Source organism: Arachnia propionica, assembly GCF_003859805.1.
GTDB lineage: Bacteria > Actinomycetota > Actinomycetes > Propionibacteriales > Propionibacteriaceae > Arachnia > Arachnia propionica_C.
Genome location: NZ_RQZG01000014.1, coordinates 1 through 26,168 on the forward strand (window position 1 = coordinate 1; position 26,168 = coordinate 26,168).

At 69.1% G+C, this 26,168-nt stretch carries 11 protein-coding genes and 1 riboswitch; of the genes, 4 read left to right on the forward strand and 7 right to left on the reverse strand.

The features are described 5' to 3' along the window. Positions 1–187: 187 nt before the first annotated feature. From EII34_RS11420 to thiM, 5 genes are all read right to left on the reverse strand, one after another. Positions 188–6,040 carry a DUF6531 domain-containing protein gene (locus EII34_RS11420; protein WP_185711314.1) on the reverse strand — a complete coding sequence of 1,951 codons (5,853 nt, stop codon included), beginning with the start codon at positions 6,038–6,040 and terminating at the stop codon, positions 188–190. Positions 6,041–6,271: 231 nt separating this feature from the next. Then, positions 6,272–6,952 carry a TenA family protein gene (locus EII34_RS11425; RefSeq protein ID WP_124845296.1) on the reverse strand — a complete coding sequence of 227 codons (681 nt, stop codon included), beginning with the start codon at positions 6,950–6,952 and terminating at the stop codon, positions 6,272–6,274. Further along, entirely contained in the window at positions 6,949–7,773 is an 825-nt protein-coding gene (gene thiD, locus EII34_RS11430) for a bifunctional hydroxymethylpyrimidine kinase/phosphomethylpyrimidine kinase (protein WP_124845297.1), read from the reverse strand. The genes EII34_RS11425 and thiD overlap by 4 nt, the downstream gene beginning before the upstream one ends. Further along, positions 7,770–8,420: a thiamine phosphate synthase gene (gene thiE, locus EII34_RS11435; protein WP_124845374.1), complete on the reverse strand. Its 651-nt coding sequence runs from the start codon at positions 8,418–8,420 to the stop codon at positions 7,770–7,772. Before thiE ends, thiD begins: the two co-directional genes overlap by 4 nt. Then, entirely contained in the window at positions 8,420–9,208 is a 789-nt protein-coding gene (gene thiM / locus EII34_RS11440; protein WP_124845298.1) for a hydroxyethylthiazole kinase, read from the reverse strand. The genes thiE and thiM overlap by 1 nt, the downstream gene beginning before the upstream one ends. Beyond that, a riboswitch (TPP riboswitch) is annotated at positions 9,197–9,293 on the reverse strand. Its footprint overlaps the gene before it by 12 nt. Before the next feature lie 179 nt (positions 9,294–9,472). Here thiM and EII34_RS11445 point away from each other — a divergent pair. Then, on the forward strand, positions 9,473–12,694 hold the full coding sequence (locus EII34_RS11445) for a S8 family serine peptidase (protein ID WP_260425136.1): 3,222 nt from the start codon (positions 9,473–9,475) through the stop codon (positions 12,692–12,694). Between the two features lie 61 nt (positions 12,695–12,755). Here the strand turns inward: EII34_RS11445 and EII34_RS11450 are convergent, their stop codons facing one another. After that, a complete protein-coding gene (locus EII34_RS11450) occupies positions 12,756–14,627 on the reverse strand; it encodes a phosphoenolpyruvate carboxykinase (GTP) (protein WP_124845299.1) in 1,872 nt (623 codons plus the stop codon). Positions 14,628–14,835: 208 nt separating this feature from the next. Here EII34_RS11450 and clpB point away from each other — a divergent pair, with 208 nt between their 5' ends. Beyond that, positions 14,836–17,412 carry an ATP-dependent chaperone ClpB gene (gene clpB, locus EII34_RS11455; RefSeq protein ID WP_124845300.1) on the forward strand — a complete coding sequence of 859 codons (2,577 nt, stop codon included), beginning with the start codon at positions 14,836–14,838 and terminating at the stop codon, positions 17,410–17,412. A gap of 19 nt (positions 17,413–17,431) precedes the next feature. After that, positions 17,432–18,256, forward strand: a complete 825-nt coding sequence (locus tag EII34_RS11460) for a hypothetical protein (RefSeq protein WP_124845301.1) — start codon at positions 17,432–17,434, stop codon at positions 18,254–18,256. A 149-nt stretch (positions 18,257–18,405) separates the two neighbouring features. On the opposite strand, the gene EII34_RS11465 is transcribed toward EII34_RS11460, so the two are convergent. Beyond that, complete coding sequence (locus EII34_RS11465; RefSeq protein WP_260425137.1) at positions 18,406–19,719, reverse strand: MATE family efflux transporter; 1,314 nt, start codon at positions 19,717–19,719, stop codon at positions 18,406–18,408. A gap of 333 nt (positions 19,720–20,052) precedes the next feature. Here EII34_RS11465 and EII34_RS11470 point away from each other — a divergent pair, with 333 nt between their 5' ends. Continuing rightward, positions 20,053–26,154: an Ig-like domain-containing protein gene (locus tag EII34_RS11470; RefSeq protein WP_124845302.1), complete on the forward strand. Its 6,102-nt coding sequence runs from the start codon at positions 20,053–20,055 to the stop codon at positions 26,152–26,154. Positions 26,155–26,168 lie beyond the last annotated feature (14 nt).

The window sequence follows — 26,168 nt, forward strand, 5'->3', positions numbered from 1 at the left end:
ATCATCACTTTGCTTGCCGCCCCCAATCCCACCAGCCCAACGTCCCCGGAGCCGTCAAGTTGGACCTCGTATCCCCACGGATGATAGGCGATCACGGTCCCCCGCTCGCCCTCAAGAGCTTCGTCATCAAATTTCATTGCTCAACCTCCACTATATTCCCTTCCTGCAGGCTCGCAAGAACTCCCTATCAGTAGTCCCAGATCCATTCTCGAGACTGAGTCATCTCATTGAATTGCGGGATCTTGTCGGCCGGCACAGCCCACTCCCTTCCCAAGTCCCCGCCCTGGTAAGGGTGACCTTTACCGAAAGCTTCCTCGAATTCGCTGCGCGGAACCTCGAAGCGGGTATAGCCGTTCTCATGGGTTCCAACGTCGTAGTTGGAGTATTCCTGGGCGACCCGTTCATCTCCAACATAAGCAGACCTGTCACCCGACTGGAAGTTGGCTGGGTCAAGACCATGCTCTGCCTCTGCTTGTCCTCTTCCGTTTGGCGGCGTCCGGTACACCGACATCATATCGTCGCCACAGCCGTCGTTGTTGTGGACCAGGACCCACGTCCCAGCTTCGGTGGCCACGTGGTAGTTGTGCAGGCCTTCGACCTCGATGTTGTACACCGTTTGACGGCGGCCCGTGGACTGGATGCTCAGCACCTCGACGGTGTCGCCGTCGGGGGTGCGGAGCTGATCGCCCTCGTGGAGTTCCCCTGCCGGGGTGTAGCCGCGGCCCTCCACGTAGAACGGGTGCGTCGCGGTGGTGGTGACCTCACCCTGCTCGGTGCGCACCACCAGGGTTTCGACGTCCTCGTGGACGAAGGTGCGTGCCACGCTGGCCGCCTCGTTCATCCCGGTCTCGGCGTTGAAGGCCATCACCTCGTCGCCTGCCACCACGTCCTGGATCGGCTTGGCGGAGCCGTCGGCCATCAGCACGTCGGTGTCCTCAGCGAAACAGCCGTAACGGGACACGTCGCTGAGCTTCGCCAGTGCGCCACCGGCACCACCGGTCACGGATCCTTCGAGCGCGCCCTGACCGGTCGCCGACACGAAGCCCTCCACCGTGAGCGGCTGGCCGCTGGTCAGGTACTGGAAGCCGCCGGAGACCCCGCCGTCAATACCGCCCTCGATCGCTCCCGCGAGGACGTTGCGGCCCAAGCAGGAGGTGACCCCGGAGGTCATCCTCGCGGCTGCGGCCGCGGCGCCACCACCGGCCAGGCCGGTGACCGCACCAACCGCCCCGTCGATGGCGACCTTGCCCCAGTCGACGCTGCCGTTGCTGGACTTCTGCGACCAGATCGACGACCCGGCCCCCATCGCAGCACCGGCGATCATCGCCGCACCGATCGGACCACCGATACCGGTGCACATCACCGCGACACCGCCGACGATCAGGGCACCCGCTGCGATGTACTCCCAGTTGTTCGACACCCAGTCGCTGGCCGCGGCCGCCGCGTTGCCCAGGGTCCCGTTGTTGGAGTCCCGGTAGGCCTGCAGCTCGTCCTCGGTGATGGGCCTCAGGCCCTGTGGATCGGACTGGTTGACCGGGTCATTGCCCGCGAACGAGTACGGGTTGCCCGCCCACCCGGTGCCTGCCACTGGAGGCCACGGATCCGTGGAGAGGAAACCGTGCGTGGTCGGGTCGTAGGTGCGGGCCTGCATCCACTCCAGGCCACCGATGTTCACCCCGCCCATCGAGGTGACCGACGTGCCCTGCGGCAGCCCGGCCTCGTGAAGGCCCTGGACCAGCCCCCACGGCGATCCTGCCCCGGTGTCACGGCCGTGGGAATCAGGCATCACCCACGCCGCATCCCCGCCGCCGGCAGCGGTCAGGGCCGTGGCCGCGAGCGCGTTGACCACCACCGTCGCCCCGATCTGCGCGATCGATGCGGCCGCCGACGCAGAATCCCAGTACACCGGGGTGTCATCGATGCGTTCCAGCTCACCCAGCGCATCAACGCGCAGCCGCTGGGTGGCCGTGACCATCCGGTCACCATCTGGGCGTACCGCCGTGATGCGGGCCAGGAAACCCTGCGGGTCCCAGGCGAAGTGCCGCTCGGCGGATGGTCCACGCTCACGCACCCGACGCCCCGAACCGTCGTAGGCGTACTCGGTGCGCGACCCGTCCGGGGCCGTCGCGGTCAGCAGCTGGCCCCCGGCGTCGTAGCTGTACCGGGTGGTCCGGCCGTCAGCGGTCTCGGCCACCAGACGACCATTCGCATCCCACTCGTAGCAGAACTCGGACCCCTCCGACGTGCGACCACCGGTCAGCTGGCCCGCCTCGTCGTAGCTGTACTCGGTGCGCAAGCCGTCGCGCACCTGGGCCAGCACCCGGCCGTCGGTGTCGCGTTCGATGCGCGTCACCTGCAGGAAACCCCGACGGTTCACCCGGTGCTCGACCACCAGCCCGTCGGCATAGGTCCACGTGGCGTGCAGCCCGTCCGCCGCGAGGGAGACCACACGCCCCAGGGCGTCACGTTCCAGCACCGCACGTCCCACCCCGGGATGTTCCAGGGCAGCGACCCGCCCGTTGCCGTCGTACTCGTAACGCGTCACCGACCCGTCGGGGCGCTCCAAGGTGGTGCGACGACCGTTCGCGTCGTAGCCGTAGCGCACGCCCACGCCGTTGCGCAGCCGCGACAGCAGCTGGCCGGTGGTGTTCCACGCCAACTCGTGCACCGTCTCGCCCTCGACGACCCGCATCGTCCGGGCCGCTGGATCACGCTCGACCGAGCTCAGCACCTTGCCGTCGGCCAGCGTCATCGACCTGCGACCACGCTCGTAGCGCCACTCCAGGGCGTGACCGTCCGCATCGAGGCGACGCACCGGCCGCCCGGTGGCGTCGTAGCTGTACCGGGTCACCCGTCCCAGCGGGTCGGTGACACTCAGCACCCGGCCGAGCTGATCGAAGGTGCGCTCCGTCCGCCCACCCAGCGGGTCGATCACCGCGACCTGCTGGCCGAGCTCGTTGTACTCGAACCGGGTCACCCCACCCAGCGCATTCGTGGCGGCGACCAGCTGCCCCGCCTCGTCGTAGGCGAAGGAACGTTTCCCGTTCCACGGGTCACGGATACCGACGATGCGCCCCGCCTTGTCATAGCGGAACCGGATCCGACCCCGGCCCGGCTCGACCCGCTCGACGATACGACCGCACACGTCGAAGGTGGTCATCACCTGGTCGCCGTTCGGCCACAGCTCCTGGGCGATCCGGCCGTCGGCATCCCGGGTCACCTCGTAGCGCTGCCCACCGGTGCTGATCGTGGCAGCCCAGCGTCCCGCGGCGTCGTACTCGTAGTGGAAGGTCCGCCCCATCGGCTGGGTCACCGCCACCACGCGTCCCGCGGCATCGCGTGCGATGCGGGTCACCCCACCCTCGGGGTCCACCGACTCGACCACCCGACCGCACGCGTCGAAACGACGGGTCGTGGCCTCACCGTCGGCCCCGGCGTCCGAGACGATGCGGCCCAACTGGTCGCGCACCACGTCGACCCGGTTGTCACCGTCGATGAACGACAGCGGCAACCCGGTGGGGTCGGTGACCACCTCACGGCGGACCCCGGTGGCATCCGTCGCGCTGGTCATGTACCCCGTCGGGCCGAACTCCATCCGCCAGGTGGCGCCGGTGGCGTCCGTGCTCTCCACCAGCCGGGACAGCAGGTCGTAGCCGAACGACCAGGTGGAACCATCGGGCAGCTCGACGGCGGTCAGCCGCCCCAGGTCGTCATGGCTGGAGGTCATGGTCCGCCCCAGCGCATCCGTCGTGGCATGGCGCTCACCGTCGTCGCCGTAGGCCATCACGGTGCGTGCCCCGGTGGGATCGATCACCGCGGTCATCCGGCCCGCCGCCGAGTGCTCGAACCGCGTCGTGGCCCCGGAGGGATCGCTCCGGGAGACCAGCACCCCGGTGGTCTCGTCGTAGCGGTAGGTGGTGCGATGCCCGAGCGGGGTGATCGCCGCGACCACACGACCAGCGGCGTCCCGCTCCAGACGCGCGGTGTTGCCCAGCGCATCGGTGGTGGCGATCAGGTCACCGTGCTCGTCGTGGGTGAAGGCAACCCTCACCCCGGTCGGGTCGACCACCTCCGTCAGCAGACCACGCTGCCACGTGAAGCGGGTCTCGCCACCACTCGGGTCGACGGCGAGCGACGGGTTGCGGTCCTCGCCGTCATAGCCGTACCGGGTGACCGCGCGCTCACCGTCGGCCTCGACGCTGACCTCTGTGACCCGGTCCCGGTCGTCGAAGACCCAGTCCTGACGTGCCCCGCTCGGACCCTGCTGCGTGACGCAGCGACCACGCTCGTCGAACACCCGCACCGTGGTCGAACCGTCACGCTCCGTGACGATCGCCGGGTTGCCGTGACGGTCGTAGCCCGTCGACTGCCGGTTGCCATCGGCGTCGACCACACCGACCAGCCGACCCCTGGCATCGTGCAGCCACGTGTTGGCCCGGGACCCGTCGGCATCGGCGACCACCGTCACCTGGTTGGTGACATAGGTGAAATGAGTGGTACGACCGTGCTGCGAGACCTGGGTCGTCACCCGCCCCCGGTCGTCATAGGTGTTGGCCGCCTCGACGACCCCGTCGGCGTCGGTGACGGTCGCGATCAGGCCCTCGTCGTTCCATCCGTACGAGCGTCGCCCACCCGGCCCGGATGCGGCGAGCAGCCGTCCGGCCTCGTCGTAGGAGTAGTCGACCCGACGCCCGTCTGAGGCCTGCACCGCGGCGATGCGCTCGCCCTCCCAGAGCACCGTGAGCCAGCGACCGAACTCATGGCTCAGGCGGGCCAGGCGGCCCTCATCGCGCTCAAAGGACACACGGGTTCCGGGGCCGCCGTCGACGGCCAGCAGGACCCCGGTGCTGCTCAACTCGAAGGCCAGGCCGGTGTTGGTGGAGATCCGCAACCCGTACGGGGCGCTCTCCAGCCACAGGTTCTCACCGACGGCGCGTCCCCAGCCCGCTCCCTCGCGGGGGAAGACCACGACGCGGCCGTCCGGCAGCCGGAACCGGGCCACGTCGTCGCTGATCGTCAGCCCACACTCGACCCAGGACGACCAACCGGGCCCGAAGGCACCGGAGGTGGGATCCATCGAGTTGTAGAGGCGCGACCACACCAAGGAGGCCGCCGGTCCGGAGAAGCCCAGGTCGGTCTCGTTCTCCAGGAAGTTGCCCGTCGCGGTGTTCACGGGGTCATTCGAGTACCCCGTCGTGGGCGGGGAACCGTACGCGGTCGGCGGATCGACCTCGATGTCGGTGCGGTTCTCCGCGATCCCCGCAGCCTGGAGTGCGGCGCTGATCGCCGCGTCCGGCAGGGTGATGACCCCCTCACCTCCCGCGCTCTCGAAGGCCTGGGCCACCACATCCGCCCACTGGGCGTCGAGCTCGTTGGCCTCGAGCCATGCCGTGAAGGCGCTGATGACACCGGAGGCGTCCAGGGTCGCCCATGAGCACGAGGTGGTGAACGAGGTGCAGTGGTTGGTCAGGGTGGTCGGGTACGAGGTGAGTTCCTGGTCCGCGGTACGTGTCGACGAGGCGAAGGTCCTGAGGTTCGACGGGCGGGCCGACGACGATCCTCCCGTGTTGGACCCGCCCGAGCCGGGCTGCGGGGTCTCAGGATTCTTCGGGGCCGGTGAGGTCACCGTCTGGCTCGGACCGGTGTCGGGCAGGTCCGTGACCGGCGGGTCCTCCTCGCCGAACAGGGAGTCCCAGAACTTGTCCCACCCGTTGCGGTTCGCCAGCCGTTCCGCCCAGGCCCTGGCCTGGGCGCGACGCCCGTTCTCCTCCCGGGCCGCAGTCTCCAGCTCCAACACCTTGGTGGAGACCAACTTCAAATTGGTGACGATCTCGTCCAGGTCGGTCAACTGCTGGGTGCCGTTGTCCTTGAACACCCGTGAGAAATGCCCCGCGAAGTCGGTCAGCCCATCGGTCCGGTATGTCGAACGCGAACTGCGTTGTCCCTCCAGCGCGCTGGCGGCGTTGTTGAATGCGGTTCGCAATGACGACGACACCTCGAAGTCGTACTCGACATCGGGCATCCCGGCTATCTGACCCAAGGATGAAGTGTTGACCGAAACCATCGTGTCCCCTCAGTGAAGTGTGTGTCTCTCCCAGGAGGCGTACCGTCACAGGAGTCTACGTGAGGTGAGGGTCAGCCCCGGGGCACTGGTTCCTGCGAGGTGCTCTCCGGCCTTGTCATGCACGACCGGCGGAGACGACGGGATCGCTCCTCGGACACGACGTGCCGAGCAGGACCACCAGGGTGTGGTGCAACTCGCGGGCCGGGATCACAGGGTCCAGGCCTCCAGGTGGTGGCTGCGCTCCCAGAACAGTTCCTCGTAGCGGGTGGCATCGGCGAAGACACTGAGCATCTGGGTGCGCGTCGCCTCGTCGGCGGACTCGGCCGCCTCGTCGAGCAGGTCGATGGCGGTCGCCGTGGCCTGCTGGAAGGCCGGGTCGGCGTAGGCCGCCACCCAGGTGCCGTACGGATGCTCCTGCACCGTCGCTGCACGCTCTGCCAGGTCCAGTCCCACCTGGGCGTAGACCCAGTAGCAGGGCAGCACCGCCGCGACCCCGACGGGGTAGGGTTCGTAGGCGACGGCGGTCTGGATGAAGTTCACGTACCCGCGGGTCGTCGGTGAGGGGGTGCTCGCGTGGGGGACGTCCTTCAGCAGCGGATCGTTCAGCAGCGCGTCGTGCATCAGGACCTCCGCCTCGACGGCCTCGCCGGCGCTCCTGGCCCAGAACGCCCGGGCCCGGGCCTGCGGGGCACGGGCCGCGAGTTGGGCCAGGGCCCGGGAGTAGCCGCGCAGGTAGAAGTCGTCCTGCACGATGTACTCGACGAACCGCCTGGCCTCCAGGGTGCCGTCGGCCAGCTCCACCAGCAGCGGCAACCGGTCGATGCGTTGCCTGATCGGGGCGATGTGTTGCCAGCAGGCGGCGGAGAAATCGCGGGTGGGCCAGGTCATGACGCTCCTTCGACGAGGTGGTTGACCGGTCCGTGACCGGCCTCGGGGGTGCGGGAGAGCCGCCACGCCGCACCGGCGGCGATGGCCCGGTGCAGGTAGTCACGTGCCATGGTCACCGCATCGACGGTGAAGCCGCCGGTCAGGGCGGAGGCGGCCGCGACGGCGGAGCTGAGCGTGCATCCCGTGCCGTGGGTGTTGCGGGTGACGATGCGGGCACTGGTGAGGTGCGTCACACCCTCGGCGGTGACGAGGACATCGGTCACCTCGTCCCCGTCCAGGTGTCCACCCTTGGCCAGCACCGCCCGGGCCCCGGCCGCCACGAGCTCCCGCGCCTGGGCCTCGAGCTCGGCGACGGAGCCGGCCGGTGCCCTCCCCAGCAGCACGGCGGCCTCCGGGACGTTCGGGGTGATGACATCGGCCAGGGGGACCAGCCGACTGCGCACCACCTCGACGGCGTCATCGCTGAGGAGTGCGTCCCCGGAGGTCGCGACCATCACGGGATCGAGCACGATGGTCCCGAACTCCGCCCTGCGTGCGGCCAACAGGTCGGCCACCGCCGTCGCGATCCCGGAGTTCGTCAGCATCCCCAGCTTGGTGGCGGCCACCGGGAAGTCGTCGATCACCGCCGTCACCTGGTCGGTGACGAAGGTCGGGTCCACGGCCAGTGCGGCCCGGACCCCGACGGTGTTCTGGACGGTCAGCCCGGCGATGGCGGCACAGCCGTGGACCCCGAAGGCCGAGAAGGTCTTCAGGTCCGCCTGGATGCCGGCCCCACCGCTGGGGTCCGATCCTGCGATGGACAGGGCCACCTCGGGTGTCATGCTCTCCTCCACATGCCGATGAGTTCTTCGGCGGCGCCCCTGGGATCCGGGGCCGCCGCGATGGCCGAGACGACACAGATGCCATCCACCCCGGTCGCGATGACCTCGGCGGCATTCGTGGCGTTGATGCCACCGATGGCCACGGCCCGCAGGTGCTCGGGGCGGTGTGCCAGCAGGGCCCGCACCCCGTCGACGCCGAGGGCCGGTGCGGTGTCGGTCTTGGTGGTGGTCTCCCACACGGGCCCCAGCCCCACCACGTCTGCCAGTCCCTCGGCCACCACCACGGCCAGCTCCTCCGGTGAGTTGACCGAGACGCCGAGCAGTCGATCCGCTCCGATGGTGGCCCGGGCCGCCGCGACCTCGCCGTCGTCCTGCCCGATGTGCAGGTGGGTGCCGAACTCCGCCGCGATGTCGACGCGGTCGTTGACCACCAGTTCGGCCCCGACGGCCCCGGCGGTGACGGCGGCCGCGATGGCGCGCTGGCAGGCCCGCACCCCGTCGCGGAACTGCTCGTCGGTGGCGGTCTTGTCACGGAACTGCACCACCGTGGCCCCACCCAGGACGGCCTGCTCGACCGTGCGTGCGACGTGTTCGCGCCCACCGGCGAGGACCGGGTCGGTGACGTAGTACAGCCGCCAGTCCACCATCACGCCTCCTCGATCCGGGCCAGTTCCGTCACCTCGTCGGGGGTCAGGGTGTACAGGGCGTCCCGCCACGCCACCTCGAAGCTGGCCGGTGCCGAGGAGACATCCCCGGCGACGATCCCGGCGGCGGCGAACAGGGCGTGGGCCGCGACGACGGCGTCGTGCCGGCGGGAACGTGCGGCCCCGAGCGCAGCGGCAACCGTGGCGCCCAACGAACACCCGGTGCCGATCACCAGGGGCATCAGGGCGTGGCCGCCGTGGATCCGGGTGACCCGGCCCGGGGAGACCACGAGGTCGGTCTCGCCGGAGATCGCCACCACGCAGTCCTGCTGCTCGGCCAGCTCCTCGGCGGCCTCGAGTGCGGCCTCCACCGGGTCCGTGGCATCCACGCCCCGTCCACCGGTGCTGTGTCCCGTCAGCCCCAGGATCTCCGAGGCGTTGCCGCGCACACAGGTCGGGGAGTGCCCCAGCAGGTCGCGGGCCAGCCCGGTGCGCACCGGCAACGCCCCGACGGCGACGGGGTCGAGCACCCACGGCACCCCGGCCGCCTGAGCGGCGGCGGAGGCGCGTCGCTGGGCCTCGTGCTGCGCGGCGGACCCGTTGCCCACGTTGATGAGCACCGCCTGGGCGATCCCGGCGAAGATCTCCGCCTCCTCGGGCAGGTCCACCATGGCCGGTGCGGCGCCGATGGCCAGCAACACGTTGGCGGTGATCTGGGGGACGACGGTGTTGGTGAGACAGTGCACCAGCGGCGTGGTGGTGCGGAGCTCGGTCAGGATCGATGCGGTCATGGCGCTCCCTTCGTCAGCATTACCTGCATCAGGTTCAACGGGTGTGTTCTCAGCTCCTGGACCCGGAGCACCCCGGCTGGGTGCAGCGTATCAGGCAGGAAGACGTCAAGGTCGGCCACTCGGACATCGGGGGTCTGCCCCTTCGGTCACCCCGAGGTGGTTTCTCAGGTTAGGGAAACCTAAGATGCTGATCGGGACGCGGCTCCCGTCGTGTCCCGGATCAGTCCAGGAAAGGTGAACTGAGTGCGAAGAAGAATCAGAGTTGTGGCCGGCCTGTCTGCCGCGGCGATGCTCCTCGTGGGCCCACTGGCCCACGCGGAAGAGCCCGACCCGACGTCGATCCAGGACCTCGTGGCGCCGGGCAGCAAGGAACCCCTGCCAGCCGATGCCGCCGACCTGCTCCTCGGGGAAGAGGGCAGGATCAGCGTCATCGTCGAGTTGCAGGCCGCTCCCGTCGCCATGGAGGCCGCCCAGGCCGGAGGGGAACTCCCCGAGTCACGTGAGAACCAGATCAGGGCCGGGATCGAGGCCACCCAGAAGGAGGTCGAGGAACGCATCACCGCCCTCGGCGGAGAGGTCGAGACCCGGATGCAGTCCGCCTACAACGGCATGCGGGTCACCATCGACCGGGCGCAGCTGGCGCAGGTGCAGGAACTGAGTGAGGTCAAGGAGGTCCACGCCGTCCCGGTGCGCGAGCGCGCCAACCACGTCGCCGTTCCCGCGACGGGAGTGCCTGCCGTGTGGCAGGGCGGCGCTGCCGGTGGATTCACCGGCAAGGGCGTCAAGGTGGCCGTCGTGGACTCCGGGGTCGACTACACCCACGCCACCTTCGGTGGTGAGGGCACCCCGGAGGCCTACGAGGCCGCCGCGGCCTCCTCGGTCCCGGCCTTCAACGCCCGGGTCAAGGGCGGGTACGACTTCGCGGGCGACGGCTACGACGGACGCAACACCCCGCAGCCCGATGACAACCCGCTCGACTGCGAGCGGACAGGCCACGGCACCCATGTGGCCGGCACCCTGGGTGGCTCGGGTGTCCTCGACGACGGGACCACCTATGCCGGTCCCTACGATGAGAACACCCACGCCAACAGCTTTCGGGTCGGCCCGGGGGTCGCGCCCGAGGCGGATCTGTACGCCGTGCGCATCTTCGGCTGCGCCGGAGGCACCGGGCTGGTGACCGAGGCCATCGACTGGGCCGTCGCCCATCACATGGACGTGGTCAACCTCTCGCTCGGTTCCAGCTTCGGGCGCGCCACGGATCCTGACGCCGTCGCTGCCTCCAACGCGGCCGCAGCGGGTCTGGTCGTGGTCGCCGCGGCCGGGAACTCCGGACCTGCTGCGTACCTGAGCAGTTCCCCTGCCGTCGGGACCGGGGTGCTCAGCGTGGCGGCCAACGACCCGATGAAGCTCTTCCCAGCCGCTGAGGTCACCGTCGAGGGAAGGGCGATGACCGCGATCAACGCCAACGGGTACCGGCTCATCAGGTCGGGTCCCATCCACGTGATGCGGAAGGACGACGGCACCGTCGCGGACGGCTGTGACCGTGACGAATGGACGAAGGTACCGCACAGCCGGGTCGTGGTCGTGACCCGAGGCAACTGCGCCCGTGTGTTGAAGGCCATCAACGGTCAGCGTTTCGGTGCACTCGCGGTGGTCATGGTCAACGACTCCGACGCGCTTCCGCCCTACGAGGGGCTCATCACGCGCAACCCGGAGAGTGGGGAGGCCTGGCGGGTCCGCATCCCGTTCCTCGGGGTCACCCAGGCCGACGGGGCCGCCCTGATCGCGGCTGACGGCAAGGACGCGACCTTCACCGAGACCACCGTCGAGAACCCGGGCCACGGGAAGTTCGGCGACTTCAGCTCGTCGGGTCCGCGTTCAGGGGACTCCGCACTGGGGGCCAGCGTCACCGCTCCCGGTGTGAACATCCAGTCGGCCCTGGTCGGCTCCGGCACCCGCGGGGAGGTCAAGTCCGGCACCTCCATGGCCACCCCCTACGCCAGTGGCGTCGCGGCCCTCGCGGTCCAGGCCCATCCGGGCTGGAGCAGCCAGGAGATCATCTCCGCACTCGTCACCACCTCCGACGCGGCCCGCGTCCCCGATCACAGGTACAGCCGTGGTGGCGGCATGATCGACCCGGTGGACGTGGTCCACACCGAGCTCTACGCCTACGGGGACAGCCGTGAGGTGGGCGGGACCCGGATCCAGGAGTCCGTGCTCGCCTACGGTTTCGCGGAGTTCACGGGAACCCACGAGGAGTCCCGCACCGTGACCCTGGTCAACAAGGGCGCCACACCGAGAACCTTCAAGGTCGATGTCGCCAGGAGCAAGGTGTCGTTGCCGGCCGAGATCGTCCTGGGGCAGAGCGAGGTCACTGTTCCTGCGCAGGGCAAGGTCGAGGTGCCCGTGACCATCAAGGTCGACGCCAAGGACGTCCCGAGCAGCCTCGCCCGGTTCAACGACCTCAACTTCCGGGAGGTCTCCGGAACCATCCACTTCGAGGATGCCGACGGGCAGGGTCTCGATGTGGCCTACCTGCTCGTGCCGCGCTCCCTGTCCACGGTGAAGGCCGAGGCCACCGCCGTCGACGAGGACACCACCGATCTGACGTTCACCAACGAGGCGGGCAGCAACGCCTTCACGGCTCTCTACACCTGGGGCCTGCAGGATCCCGACGACATCGCTGATGCCGACGACGTGGGCCAGGACATCGCGTCGGTGGGGGTGAGTGCCGCGGGCGACGCCGCGCTGCTGAACCTGAGCTTCGCCGTCAACTCCAGCTCCCGTTGGTCGAACCCGGCCAACATCGTGCACGTCATCACCATCGACAACGACAACGACGGCAAGGACGACTTCCAGGTCATGAGCATGGACTCCGGGTTGGTTCGAGAGCGGGAGATCAACGGCCGTCCTGAGGTGTTCGTCGTGGACCTGGCGACCCGTCAGGTGTACGCCGCCGACACCGAAGCCCTGGCCCCGACGGACTCCAGCACCATGGTGATGCAGGTGGCAGCCAAGCAGGTGGGGGTCACCGGCAAGTTCACCTACAAGGCGTCCGCCAGGAACCTGCTCGACCCGAGTGGGGTGGACGTGGTCGACGGTGCGGCCGTCTACGACCCGCTGGCGAAGCCGTTCGAGGACGGCAGGTTCTTCTCGTCCAAGGTCGGTGAACCCCGATCCTTCCAGCTGGACCGGGGCGCGGCCTGGGCGGATCAGAAGCCGCTCGGCTACATGGCGATCGTCTTCGACAACGCCAGTGGCCGCACCGAGGCCCTGACCGGGACGCTCGAGGTGACCGCGACGCCACCGGCTCCCACCCCGACGCCGACGGCGGCTCCCACGTCCTCCCCGACGGCGGCTCCGACAGCGCAGCCGACGACCGGACCGACGGTGCAACCGACCGCGGCTCCGACGGTTCGGCCGACGGGCAGGCCGACGACGCCAAGTCCACGTCCAGGACTGCCGAAGACCGGTAGCCAGGGCTGAGGCGGCTCGGCCGAGGAACGACGGGGAGGGTCCGGTGCACACCGGGCCCTCCCTCTCCGGCTCACCGCGGGTCGATGACCTTCATCGCGATGTGCCACAGCTCGTCGTGGATCTCCTGGGGCACCTTCAGCCCCAGTGAACGCAGCCAGCGGCGCATCCGGGGCAGCTCGTCGGCCCACTCCTGCGGCACGTAGCGCACCACCTGCTCCAGGTGGTCATCGCTGATGTCCAGGCCCTCGACGTCGATGTCCTCCTTGCGGGGCAGCAGGCCGGCCGGGGTCTCCACCGCGTCGACCCGGCCCTCGAGGCGTTCGACGATCCACTTCAGCACCCGTGAGTTCTCACCGAACCCGGGCCACAGGAAGTTGCCCTCGGCATCCCTGCGGAACCAGTTGACGTAGAAGATCTTCGGCAGTTTTCCGGGCTCGGTCCGCTCACCCATGGTGATCCAGTGCTGCAGGTAGTCACCCACGTGGTAGCCAATGAACGGCAGCATCGCCATCGGGTCGCGCCGCAGGACACCGACGGCCCCGGCCGCGGCGGCCGTCGTCTCCGAGGAGCAGGTCGCCCCCATGAACACACCGTGCAGCCAGTTGCGGGCCTGTGAGACCAGCGGGATCGTGTTCTCGCGTCGGCCGCCGAAGATGATGGCGTCCACCGGCACCCCCTGCGGCAGGTCGTACTCGTCGGAGAGGATCGGGCACTGGGTGATGGGGGTGCAGAACCGGGAGTTCGGGTGTGCGGCCTTCTCCCCGGGACGCCCCCCGACCGGTCCCTTGTCCGGGCTCCAGGAGCGGCCCTTCCAGTCGGTCAGGTGCTCCGGCGGCTCCTTGGTCATGCCCTCCCACCAGATGTCGCCGTCATCGGTGAGGCCCACGTTGGTGAAGATGCTGTGTCCCAGCCTGATCGCCGCCATGGCGTTCGGGTTCGTGTCGTCCCCGGTGCCGGGGGCGACGCCGAACAGCCCGGCCTCGGGGTTGACCGCGTACAGCCTGCCGTCCTGGCCGAACCGCATCCAGGCGATGTCGTCGCCCAGGGTCTCGACGCTCCAGCCGGGAATCGTCGGTTGCATCATCGCCAGGTTGGTCTTGCCGCAGGCCGAGGGGAAGGCCGCGCAGATGTGGTACGACCTGCCCTCCGGTGAGGTGAGTTTCAGGATCAGCATGTGTTCGGCCAGCCAGCCCTCCTCCCGTCCCATGACGGAGGCGATGCGCAGCGCGTAGCACTTCTTGCCGAGCAGTGAGTTGCCGCCGTAGCCGGAGCCGTAGCTCCAGATGGTGCGCTCCTCCGGGAAGTGGACGATGTACTTGATGTCGTTGCAGGGCCAGGGCACGTCCTCGGTGCCCTCCGGCAGGGGCATCCCCACCGAGTGCAGGGCCGGGACGAAGTCCGCCCCGGTCTCCTCCATGGCCTCCATCACCCGGGTGCCCATCCGGGTCATGATCCGCATCGACAGCACCACGTAGGCGGAGTCGGTGATCTCGATGCCGAACTTCGGGTCCTCGGCCTCCAGGTGCCCCATGCAGAACGGGATCACGTACATGGTGCGTCCCACCATGCAGCCGTTGTAGAGCCGTCGCATGATCGCCTTCATCTGGCGTGGGTCCATCCAGTTGTTGGTGGGGCCGGCGTCGTTCTCGTCGACGGAGCAGATGAAGGTGGAGTCCTCGACCCGGGCGACGTCGTCGGGATCGGTCCGGGCGTGGACGGAGCCGGGCTGGTGCTGCTCGTCCAGTCGGACGACGGTGCCGGAGGCGACCAGTTCGTCGACGAGACGCTCGTACTCCTCATCCGTGCCGTCACAGAAGTGGATGGCCTGGGGATTGGTCAGTTCGGCGACCTCCTCGACCCAGGCCACGACCCTCGGGTGTGTCGGGATTCGGCCGGTGACGGGAATGGTGGTGGTCAGACCGTTGGCGGTCAGGGCGGACATGGAACGGGTCTCCTTCGGTCGGCACGTCGGTGGGCTGCCGTCACCTGGCCAGGGAGCCTGATCGCCCCGTGGACAGGCATGTTCCGAGGGTATCGCCCTGAGGCCGGGATCCGGGGTCGGTTCGGGGGAAAGTCGGGGATTTCTGGCCATCCGGCCAGAGTTGAGCGTGATAGACTCAACTTCAAGAATCGCACTCTGGAGGACCATCGTGAACACTGAGAAGCTCACCGCCAAGAGCCGCGACGCCGTGACCGCCGCCGTCCGGCTGGCTCTGACCGCGGGAAACCCCAATGCCGAGCCCGTGCACCTGCTGCACGGCCTGATGCTCACCCCCGACAACACCGTCGGTGCCCTGCTCGCCGCGGTCGGCGCCGACCCGGAGCGGGTCGATGACGAGGCCGAGGCCGCCATCGCCAAACTCCCCTCATCGACCGGCAGCTCGGTCACCCAGCCCTCGCTCTCCGGGGCACTGGCCCGGGTCCTGGCGACGGCCGAGACCCTCGCGGCTGAGCTGGGCGACCAGTTCGTCGCCACCGAGCACCTGCTCATCGGGCTCGCCGGGGTGCCCTCCGAGGCGCAGACCATCCTGAAGCGGGTGGGAGCCTCCCCGGAACGGCTCACCCAGGCCTTCCAGGACTCCCGTGGTGCCAAGCGGGTCACCTCCGCCGAGTCGGAGGGCGGCGAGTCCGCGCTGGAGAAGTACTCCATCGACCTCACCGAGCGGGCCCGTGCCGGAGAGATCGATCCCGTCATCGGCCGCGACTCCGAGATCCGGCGCATCGTGCAGGTGCTGGCGCGCCGCACCAAGAACAACCCGGTGCTGATCGGTGAGCCCGGTGTGGGCAAGACTGCCGTCGTCGAGGGGCTGGCGCTCAGGCTGGTCGAGGGCGACGTCCCGGACTCCCTCAAGGGTCGCCGCCTGGTCTCGCTGGACCTGACCTCCATGGTGGCCGGGGCCAAGTACCGCGGCGACTTCGAGGAGCGCCTCAAGGCCGTGCTGAACGAGATCAAGGAGTCCGACGGGCAGATCATCACCTTCATCGACGAGCTGCACACCGTCGTCGGCGCCGGGGCCAGTGGGGACGGCAGCATGGATGCCGGCAACATGCTCAAGCCCATGCTGGCGCGCGGGGAGCTGCGGATGATCGGGGCCACCACGCTGGATGAGTACCGCGAGCACATCGAGAAGGACCCGGCGCTGGAGCGGCGCTTCCAGCAGGTCTACGTCGGGGAGCCGAGCGTGGAGGACGCCATCGCCATCCTGCGGGGACTCCGGGAGCGCTACGAGGCCCACCACAAGGTACGGATCACCGATTCCGCACTCGTGGCGGCAGCTGCGCTCTCCGATCGCTACATCACCAGCCGACAGCTGCCGGACAAGGCCATCGACCTCGTCGACGAGGCGGCGTCGCGGCTTCGCATGGAGATCGACTCCTCGCCGGAGGAGATCGACATGCTGCGTCGTGACGTGGACCGGATGCTCATGCAGGAACTCCACCTGAAGAAGGAGGACGACCCCGCGTCCCGGGAGCGGCTCGCCGCACTGCAGCAGGAACTGGCCGATGCCCAGGAGCAGTTGCGCGCCCTGGAGGCCCGCTGGGCGGAGGAGAAGTCCGGGCTGAACGCCGTCGGTGACCTCAAGGAACAGATCGACGCCCTGCGCGTCGAGGCCGACAAGGCGCAGCGGGCCGGGGACCTCGGTCGGGCCTCGCAGCTGCTCTACGGGGAGATCCCTGCCATCGAGCAGCAGCTCGCCGAGGCGGAGCAGAACGAGGAGAGGGCGGAGAAGATGGTCTCCGACGAGGTCTCGGACACCGACATCGCCGAGGTGGTGGGTGCCTGGACCGGGATCCCGGTGGGACGGCTGCTGCAGGGCGAGTCCGAGAAGCTGCTGGAGATGGAGGCCCGGCTGGGGGCCCGACTCATCGGGCAGGTGGAGGCGGTGCGCGCCGTCTCGGATGCCGTGAGGCGTTCCCGGGCGGGTATCTCCGACCCCAACCGGCCGTCGGGTTCCTTCCTGTTCCTCGGGCCGACCGGTGTCGGCAAGACCGAGCTGGCGAAGTCCCTGGCGGACTTCCTCTTCGACGACGAGTCGGCGATGGTCCGCATCGACATGAGCGAGTACTCGGAGAAGCACGCCGTCGCCCGTCTCGTCGGCGCGCCCCCCGGCTACGTCGGCTACGAGGAGGGTGGTCAGCTCACCGAGGCCGTGAGGCGCCGCCCCTACTCGGTGGTGCTGCTGGATGAGGTGGAGAAGGCCCACCCGGACCTGTTCAACATCCTGCTGCAGGTCCTCGACGACGGTCGACTGACCGACGGTCAGGGCCGCACCGTGGACTTCCGCAACACCATCCTCATCCTCACCTCCAACCTCGGCTCGCAGTACCTGGCCGATGCCACCCTGTCCCCGGAGGAGAAGCGGGAGCAGGTCATGGCGGTGGTGCGTTCGGCCTTCCGGCCGGAGTTCCTCAACCGGCTCGACGAGATCGTCATGTTCGAGCCGTTGACCCGTGAGGACCTGAGGCGGATCGTCGACATCCAGCTGGGCAGGCTGAACGCCCGGCTCGCGTCGCGCCGCATCGTGGTGGAGCTGAGCGATGCCGCCCGCGACTGGCTCGGCGACGTCGGCTTCGACCCGATCTACGGGGCCAGGCCGCTGCGTCGCCTCATCCAGTCCACGCTGGAGGACCAGCTGGCCAAGGGGTTGCTGGCGGGCCGGATCCACGACGGCCAGACGGTCCGTTTCGACCGCGACGGCGACGGCGACGGCGTGGCCATCGTCTGAGATCGGTAGGGTGTGGGGTGTGACTGACACGTCCCACACCCTCGAAGCCGAAGAGTCGAAGCCCCGTTTCTGGTGCGACAAGCCACTGAGTGTTTCCCGCGTCCACTGGGCGCTCGAGGTGGGGCTGAACGTGGCCACTGCGGCGTTGTGCCTGGTGGAGCAGCGTCGTCTCAGCCGGTCCCAGCGTGGCTGGTACCGGGCGGCACTGGCCACCACCACGGCAGGTCTGGCCGCCCTCGGGGTGGCGAGGGACCGCGGCTGGTGGGAGAGCGGGGATGCCGGGTGGTTCAGTGGGACCCTGGCCACCGTCCTCGCCGTCGCCGGGCCCCTGGAGCGCCTCGATGCCCGCATCGCCGGAGCTCTCGAGGCCCGAGGCGTGAAGCATCTTCGGCGCTGGCAGGCCGGGGCCACCCTTGCCGAGGCAGTGGTCTCCGGCATCCGCAGCTTCCCGAGGCGTCGAGTTCCGGAGCAGGCCGCCGAGGCCACTGAGCCCCGACCGCTCAGCCCCGAGGTGAGGGCGCTGGTGGAACGCATCCTCGGTGCCATCGACGACCACGGGGCCAAGGAACTCCGGGCCCAGCTGGACGGCGCCCAGGAGGTGCGCTGCGAGCACGGCTGCAGCACCGATTTCGTGGTCGCCCCTGATGCGCCACGGGCCAAGGTCTCGAACTACGACTTCCCCGTCGCGCTCCTCGGTGACGACGAGGGCGCCCCGGTGTTGGCCGTGCTGCGGGTGACGAAGGGGTGCCTGGGGGAGCTGGAAGTGCTGCGTGAGGGACTGGCCTGGGAGGAGGGACTGGAGCGCATCCAGGCCCTGGAGCTGGAGCCGACGGACTGGTTCTGACTGGGAGGATGCGCGGATAGGCGTATCTACTGCGGTCATCCCGGTGACCCCCGGCAGCGTTGTCCTCCTCGAACGCACGCTCCAGTGCGCTCATCGTCGTCCGCCTTGCCAAGTGATCACCGTGACGATCCCCCTACCCGCGCATCCTCTCACCCGCTCCGCAGCCAGGCGTCGGATCGTTCCCGCCACCACAGCGTGAGTGCCCGGACCCCCATGAATCCGACGGTGAAGCTCGCCCACAGCCAGGCCAGACCCGCGACCCCCGTCGGGGCGAGCCGGTCCACCACGAGGACCAGGGGAGCGTAGACGACGAGGGTGAGGGTCATCGCGCGGGCCAGGTAGGGGCCGTCCCCGGCGCCGATGAGCACCCCGTCGAAGAGGGTCACCCAGGAGGAGATCACCAGGGCCGCCCCCATCACCACCAGCACCACCGCGACGGCGTGACGCACCTCGACCTCCGGGGTGAACAGGGCGGCGAACGGGTGCCGCACCACCACGACGACGCCCCCGAGCAGCGCCCCGAAGGCCAGGGACCACGCGACCATCCGGCGCGAGATGGCCCGTGCCTCCTCCGGGCGGCCAGCCCCCAGGGCCTGCCCGATGAGGGTCTGACCGGCGATCGCCAGGGCATCCAACACGTTCTGCAGGAAACCCCAGACGGTGAAGCCCACCTGGTGCGCCGCGAGCGCCACCGCACCCTGACGGGCCGCCGCCCAGGTGGTGAGCAGCAGCGCCAACCGCAACGCCACGGTCCGCACCAGCAGTGGGACGCCCACCCGCAGGCTGCGACGCATCCCCGTGGGGTCCGGACGACGCCTGGCCCCCAACCGCCTCGAGCCGCGCAGCACCAGCCACGCCGCCACCGCTCCGAGTGCGGTCTCGGCCAGTGCCGTCGCGGCCCCGGACCCGGCGATGCCGAGTCCCAGACCGAACACCAGGACCACGTCACCGGCCAGGTTGAGGGCCGCGGCCGACAGCGACAGCAGCATCGGGGTGCGTCCATCGGCCAGGCCACGCAGTGCCCCCGTCGCCGCCAGCATCACCAGCATTCCCGGGGTCCCGGGCAGCGCCCACCGCAGGTAGACCACCGCCTGGGTGTGCACCCCACCCTCGGCCCCGAGCCATCCCGCCAGCTGCGGGGCCAGCCCCCAGCCGAGTGCCCCCACCGCGATCCCCAGGACCAGCGCCAGCCACAGCGCCTGCGCCCCTGCCTCCGCCGCCTCCCTGGACCGACCGGCTCCGGCCAGCCGCGCCACCGTCGAGGTCGACGCGTAGGCGAGGAAGATGAACAGGCCGGTCATCGTCCCCAGCACGGCCGCCCCGACCCCGAGCCCGGCCAGTGGTTCGGTGCCCAGTCGGCCGACGATCGCGGTGTCGGCCATGAGGAACAGGGGTTGTGCGACGAGTGCAGCGAACGCGGGCACCGCCAGGCGCATGATGCGACGATCGAGGGAACCGGCCACAGCCGGATCATAAACCGCTCGCCCTGTCCCGCTGTCTCCGCTGGTCAGGTTGAGGGTCGTCCGCGACCTGAATGTCCAGACCCCTGGCGCACGGTGCCGGAACTCGGGCTCAGCGGGGGCGAGTCCCTGCGCATGGTCGCGGGGTCCCAGTGGGGTGTCCTGCGGACAAACCGTCCAGCCGACTTGCCTCGAACCCGCGACGTGCTTGACTGTCAGGTGGAAACAGGGGGTCTTTCTTGGCAGGATGCTCCCAAGGTTAATTGAAGTCTGGCCGAAAGCCGGACAGTGGCAAGGTGTACGGGAACTGAGAGCGGAAGAGACGAGGCCTCGAACATGGCAGTGCTGACCCGTGGGCGGATCGAGACCGCCGCCGTCGCCGTCCTCACGACGGCTCTCGGAGTGCTGGCCTTCGCCCACCCCGGTCTGCCGGCCTCCGAGGTGGAGCTCAACGACGGTGGCATCTGGGTCACCAACCAGAACCTGCTCATGGTGGGGCATCTCAACTACGAGGCGCAGACCCTGGACGGCGGGTTCCAGTCCACCAAGGACAACTTCGACGTCTCCCAGGCGGCCAGCAACGTGCTGGTGACCAGTTCCGACAAGATCCAACCCGTCGACGTGGCGTCGGTGTCGATCCGCAGCGAGGCAGACACCAGCGGTCTCCAGGTCTCCCACAACGGTGATCTCGTGCTGTTCGCCGATCCCGGGGTCGGTCGCGTCTGGGCCACCGACAGCGGCGGGGCCGGGACCTTCTCGACCACCGCGCTGCCACTGCTCAAGGACCTCAGCAGCCCCCGCGTGGTCGTCGGTGTGGACGGGGTCGGCCATGTCATCACCAAGGAGGGGGCGCACTACGCGATCACCCCCGGTGAGGAGGATCCGCAGGTCTCCGACCTCGGGGTGGCCTTCCCCGGGGGGATCAGCGATGACGCACAACTCAGCGTCATCGGCGACGTCCCGGTGGTCCTGGACCAGGGAGAGCTGCGTCACCGGGGCCGGACCATACGCAACGACGACTTCACCGACGCCGTGCTCCAGCAGCCCGGACCGGACACCGGTCGGATCGCGCTGTCCAGCCCCACCGCCATGCTCCAGGTGGACACCGGCAACGGGCGGGTCACCATGGTCGAGGTGCCGAGCGGCGAACCGGCCGCTCCGGTGCAGCTGGAGGGCTGTGTCCACGCCCTGTGGGCACGGACCGGTTACTACCTGCGCGACTGTGAGGGGGCGGACTTCGTCAAGTCCCAGTACGACGAGATCGAGAACGCCACCGATCCGGTGTTCCGGACCAACCGGAAGGTCGTCGTCATCAACGACACCGCCACCGGGGTGGTGCTGCTGCCGATGAAGGACATGGCCCGGGTCGACAACTGGGAACTCATCAAGAACCAGCTTCAGGAGGAGAAGCAGGTCAAGGAGGAGGACGTCGTCGACGGGCGTGTCACCATCCGGGAGTTCACCAACGAGCAGAACCCACCGGAGGCCGTCGATGACCAGCTGGGGGCCCGCCCCGGCACCTCAACCACCCTCCCGGTGCTCCTCAACGACACCGACATCGACGGGGACGTGCTGACCGCCGTCATCGAGACCCAGCCCGAGGGGGTGCAGCTCGCGCTGGCCGACGAGGGACGTCAGATCCGGGCGCAGGTCCCCTCCGACATGACGGGGGAGTTCACCTTCACCTACCGGGCCTCCGACGGGAACAGCGTCTCCAACCCGGCCACGGTGACCGTGAAGATCCGGGCACCCGGAGAGAACTCGGCCCCTGAACGGGTCCGCAACGCCCAGTTGACGGTCGCCGAACGTGCCTCCCTCGAGTACTCGGCACTGGGGGACTGGGTGGATCCCGACGGTGATCCGATCTTCCTCGCCAGCGCCGCGTCGGAGCAGGCCCTGGAGGTGTCGTGGCGTCCTGACGGGTACGTCGCTGTCAAGGACCTCGGGACCGGGGGTCCGGGCAAACGCGCGGTGAACCTGACGGTCAGCGACGGCACCGAGTCGGCCTCCAGCGTGCTCGACGTCTACGTGGTCCCCGGCGCCAGCAACTCCCCGCCGATCGCCAACAGTGACCACTTCGTGGCGACGGTGGGGGAGGCCGTCACCCTCGAGCCGCTCCTCAACGACACCGATGCCGATGCGGACAAGCTGTCGGTCGTCGAGGTGGAGCCCGCCCCGGCCGGCACGGAGATCAAGACCGACTACCAGTCGGGACAGATCCGTTTCACCGCGTCCCAGGCCGGGTCCTACCTGTTCGTCTACGGCATCAGCGACGGGGGCAACAGTGCCAAGGGACGCATCCGGGTGGATGTGATCGACCCGGCGACCGACGACAAGATGCCACTGGCGGAGAACGACCTGGCGCTGCTGCCCGCAGGCGGCTCCGTGGTGCTGGACGCGCTCGCCAACGATCGTGACCCCACCGGTGGGGTGCTGGTGATCCAAGGGGTCTCGCTGGGTTCGTCGAAGGAACTCAACGTGGAGATGATCGCCCACGCCCGGATGAGGATCAGCGCCCCCGCCGGTCTGCAGGAGGCCAAGACCTTCCAGTACACGATCAGCAACGGTCATGGCTCGGCCACCGCGAAGGTGCTCGTGGTGCCGCGGGAGAGCCAGGCCGAGTCCCAACCCCCCGTCGCCAAACCCGACCAGGCGGTGGTGCGGGCCCAGGACATCGTCACCGTGTCCGTGCTGGGCAACGACTACTCGCCCTCGGACCTCGACGTCAAGCTCCAGCCGGAGCTCGACGTGCGCTCCGACGCGGAACTCGGTGAGTTCTTCGTCTCGGACCAGCAGGTGAGGTTCCGCTCCACGGGCAAGGCCGGCACGGCCGAGGCCCTGTACACGATCCGGGACTCCGAGAACCGCATCGCCACGAGCAGCATCACGATCACCATCAACGACTACGACGAGGCGAACCAGCAACCCGTTCCGGGTCCGGTGGTGGCCAGGACCTTCACCGGGAAGAGCATCCGGGTCCCGATCCCGTTGGAGGGGGTCGATCCCGACGGGGACTTCGTCCAGCTGGTGGGGCTCGGACAACGTCCACCGCAGTTCGGTTCCGTCACGGTCAACGGGAACTCCCTGATCTACTCCGCCTCGTCGACGGTGGCGGGTACCGATACCTTCACCTACCGGGTCGCCGACCAGTTCGGGGCCGAGGGGGAGGGCACCATCCGCATCGGGGTGGCGCCTGCCCCCACCACGAACCAGGCCCCGGTGACGGTTCCCGACACCGTGTTCGCCCGCCCCGCCAGCGCGCTGGAGATCCCGGCCCTGGCCAACGACCTCGACCCGGACGGTGACCAGGTCAAGCTGGTCAACGGCTCGGTCCGGGCCGCTGACGAGACCTGGGACCCGCAGGCGGAGGTCATCGGGCAGAAGATCCGCATCACCACGCCCGAGGAGGCCGGACAGTACCGGCTGCTCTATGGCATCCAGGACGGTGGGGGCATCCAGGTCGAGGGTCTCGTCACCGTCAACGTGGATCCCAACGTGCCACCCGTCCCACCGGTGGCGCGCGACGACTTCGTCCCCGAGGCGGGGATCAACGACAAGGACAGCGTCGAGATCGAGGTGTTGAACAACGACTCCGATCCCGACGGAGCGGTGTCCGACCTCAAGGTCTCGGTCGAGGAACCGGCGAGTGTCAGGGGCGGGGTGGTCCGGGTCCCGGTCACCGATGAACGCCAGGTGCTGCTCTACACGGTCACCGACAAGGACGGGTTGACCGCGAAGGCCGCGGTGGTGGTCCCGGGCCGCCAGAAGGTGAGGCCGCAGATCAACCAGGAGGTCGTGCCCGCCCGGGTCAAGGGTGGTGAACAGTTGGTGATCAACCTCGACGAGTACGTGGTCACCCGACCGGGGAACAGGGCGAGGCTCACCCGGGCCGAATCCGTGACCGCGGGCCCCGGGGGGAACACCGAGCTTCCCAACGGCGGGCTCGAGGTGGTGGACGAGGACACCATCCGCTTCACCCCGGCCACCACCTTCAGCGGCCCCACCTCGGTGTCCTTCGAGGTCACCGACGGGGAGACCCTGGAGGATCCCCGCGCGCTCAGGGCCACGTTGAGCGTGCCCGTGCTGGTGCTCTCCTCCGGACTGACGCCGCCGTCGTTGCGGCCGAGCGAGGTCACCGTCGCGCCCGGTGAGGGCCCGGTGTCGGCCAGCCTCGCGGCGATGGTCGATGATCCGGACCCGGGGGACAACGAGCGGATGAGCTTCAAGGTGCTCTCCGCCAGTGAGGGAATCTCGGCCAGCACCAGCGGCAAGGAGATCCAGGTCACCGCCGATGCCACCCTCGCGGTCGGTGCGGAGGCGACGGTGCAGGTGGAGGTGCACGACGGCTCCACCGATCCACTCACCATGACGGTCCCGGTGCGGGTGCTGAAGACCACCCGGCCCCTGATGCAGGTCGCCGACATCGAGGAGCGCAACGCCCGTCTGGACCAGACCTATGCCTTCGACCTGAAGAACTACGTCACCAACCCCTTCGCCGATGTCGGCGGGGAGATCAGCATCGTCGGGGTGGCGACGCTCCGACAGGGTTCGGCGAACGTGTCCCAGAACGGCACCGTCATCGAGGTGACCCCGACCGATCCGGGGACGGGCACCGAGGGGGTGGGGGACGTGGTGGTCTCCTACCGGGTGGCCGATGCCACCAAGGAGGCCTCCCGGGAGCGCAACGGCACCATCACGTTGAGCGTCAAGGGCAAACCACGGCCACCCACCAATGTCACGGCGGAGGTGCTCAGGTCGAAGACGGCCCGGGTGACCTGGACCCATGCCGGATGGCGTGGTGGGACCCCGCGTGGCTTCACGGTCATCTGGGACGACGGGGAGAAGTTCTGCGGGCTCCAGACCACCTGTGACATCGACACCCTGCGCAACGGCAAGGCCTACACCTTCACCGTGGTGGCGGAGGTCACGGAGCCGGACATCGACCGCAGTGCCCCGTCCTCACCCAGCAACCAGATCTGGGTGGACGGCCTGCCCAACCGGCCGGGACGCCCGAGTGCCACCTTCGGGGACCGCTCGATCTCACTGGCCTGGGACCCGGTGGGCACGGCTGACGGCGGCTCCCCGGTCAACCGGTACACGATCTCGATCCAGCCGGCCGACGCCCTGGGACGGACCCGGATCGACACCACCGGCACCAGCCATGTGTGGGACAACCTCAACAACGGCACCGCCTACACCTTCACGGTGACCGCGCACAACAGGCTGACCGACGAGGACCCGCGGGTGAACCCTCCCACCGGGGACGCCTCCGCCCCACAGATCCCGGCGGGGGCACCGAGCGGTCAGGGGCCGCCGACGGTGTCGCTCAACAGGCCGGTGACAGGGGTCACCCCGAGCGCGACGCTGACCTGGGGCCCACCCGCGAACCCCAACGGGGATGCGGACTTCCGCTACGAGGTCCGGGCCACCGGGGGTGACCTGGTGTGCAGCAACGTCTCGTCGAACCAGTGCACCATCAGCATGGACGTCAGCACCTCGGACCGGACCTTCGAGATGCGCGTGACCAACAAGTCGAGACTGTGGTCACCCTGGTCGTCGATCTCCAACAAGGTCAGGCCGCACCAGCCGCCGGGGCAGCCCGGAGGGTTCAGCCTCACCCCCACCCACAAGGGACGGGAGGCGACCTTCAACTTCTCCCCGGCCTCCCCGAACGGGGCCCGTGACGACGAGATCTCCTACGAGTGGAACGTCGGTGACACCTGGGGGCGGGTCTCCCCGGGCGAGACCGTGACCAGCGACGCCTTCGTCTACGGGCGTTCGGTCACCGTGAACCTCCGTGCCGTCGCCACGGTCAACGGGCAGCGGGTGGCGGGGGAGACCGTCAGCGCCACGGTCGCGGTCTCCGGACCGCCGGCGGTCCCGGTGGTCAGCGCCACCCAGCTCTCCGGGAACGAACCGAAGGTCCGGCTGGGCTGGGAGATGCCCGGCTCCAGCAACGGGGCCTCGGTCACCGCGATCGGCCTGGAGATCACCACCGGTGGTGCCAAGGAGAGCAACGAGGTCTCGGACCTGACCGACAGCACCGACAAGGGCACCGCCCACGACCAGCGGGTGTGCATCAGGGCCCGGGCCAAGAACGAGCACGGCGAGTGGAGCGACTGGTCGGGTGAGCAGTGCGCCGACACCATCCCGGAGCCCAGACCCGCCCCGACGGCCTCGATGAGGTCAGGGCCGAAGGTGCAGTGTCCGGATGACGACGATGACGACTGCCACCAGGCGGCTGTGGAGTTGCGCAACTGGAACCCGGACACGAGTGTGTCCTGTCAGCTCAACAACGTCGCGGGCATCACCAGTGAGGCCCGGATCGGGGTGGACGGTTCCGGGAACCGTGACCTGGTCATCAAGGAATGGGTGTTCCCCGAGGACCGCGAGCCGAAGAATCCCGTGGACATCACCGCCAGCTGCCGCCAGGCCTGACCCCGACAAGGAAC

Bases quoted from the DNA above. Each gene is read 5' to 3' on its own strand.
- thiM (WP_124845298.1), bottom strand. From the start codon at position 9,208: ATGACCGCATCGATCCTGACCGAGCTCCGCACCACCACGCCGCTGGTG.
- EII34_RS11470 (WP_124845302.1), top strand. From the start codon at position 20,053: ATGGCAGTGCTGACCCGTGGGCGGATCGAGACCGCCGCCGTCGCCGTC.
- thiE (WP_124845374.1), bottom strand. From the start codon at position 8,420: ATGGTGGACTGGCGGCTGTACTACGTCACCGACCCGGTCCTCGCCGGT.
- thiD (WP_124845297.1), bottom strand. From the start codon at position 7,773: ATGACACCCGAGGTGGCCCTGTCCATCGCAGGATCGGACCCCAGCGGT.
- EII34_RS11450 (WP_124845299.1), bottom strand. From the start codon at position 14,627: ATGTCCGCCCTGACCGCCAACGGTCTGACCACCACCATTCCCGTCACC.
- EII34_RS11425 (WP_124845296.1), bottom strand. From the start codon at position 6,952: ATGACCTGGCCCACCCGCGATTTCTCCGCCGCCTGCTGGCAACACATC.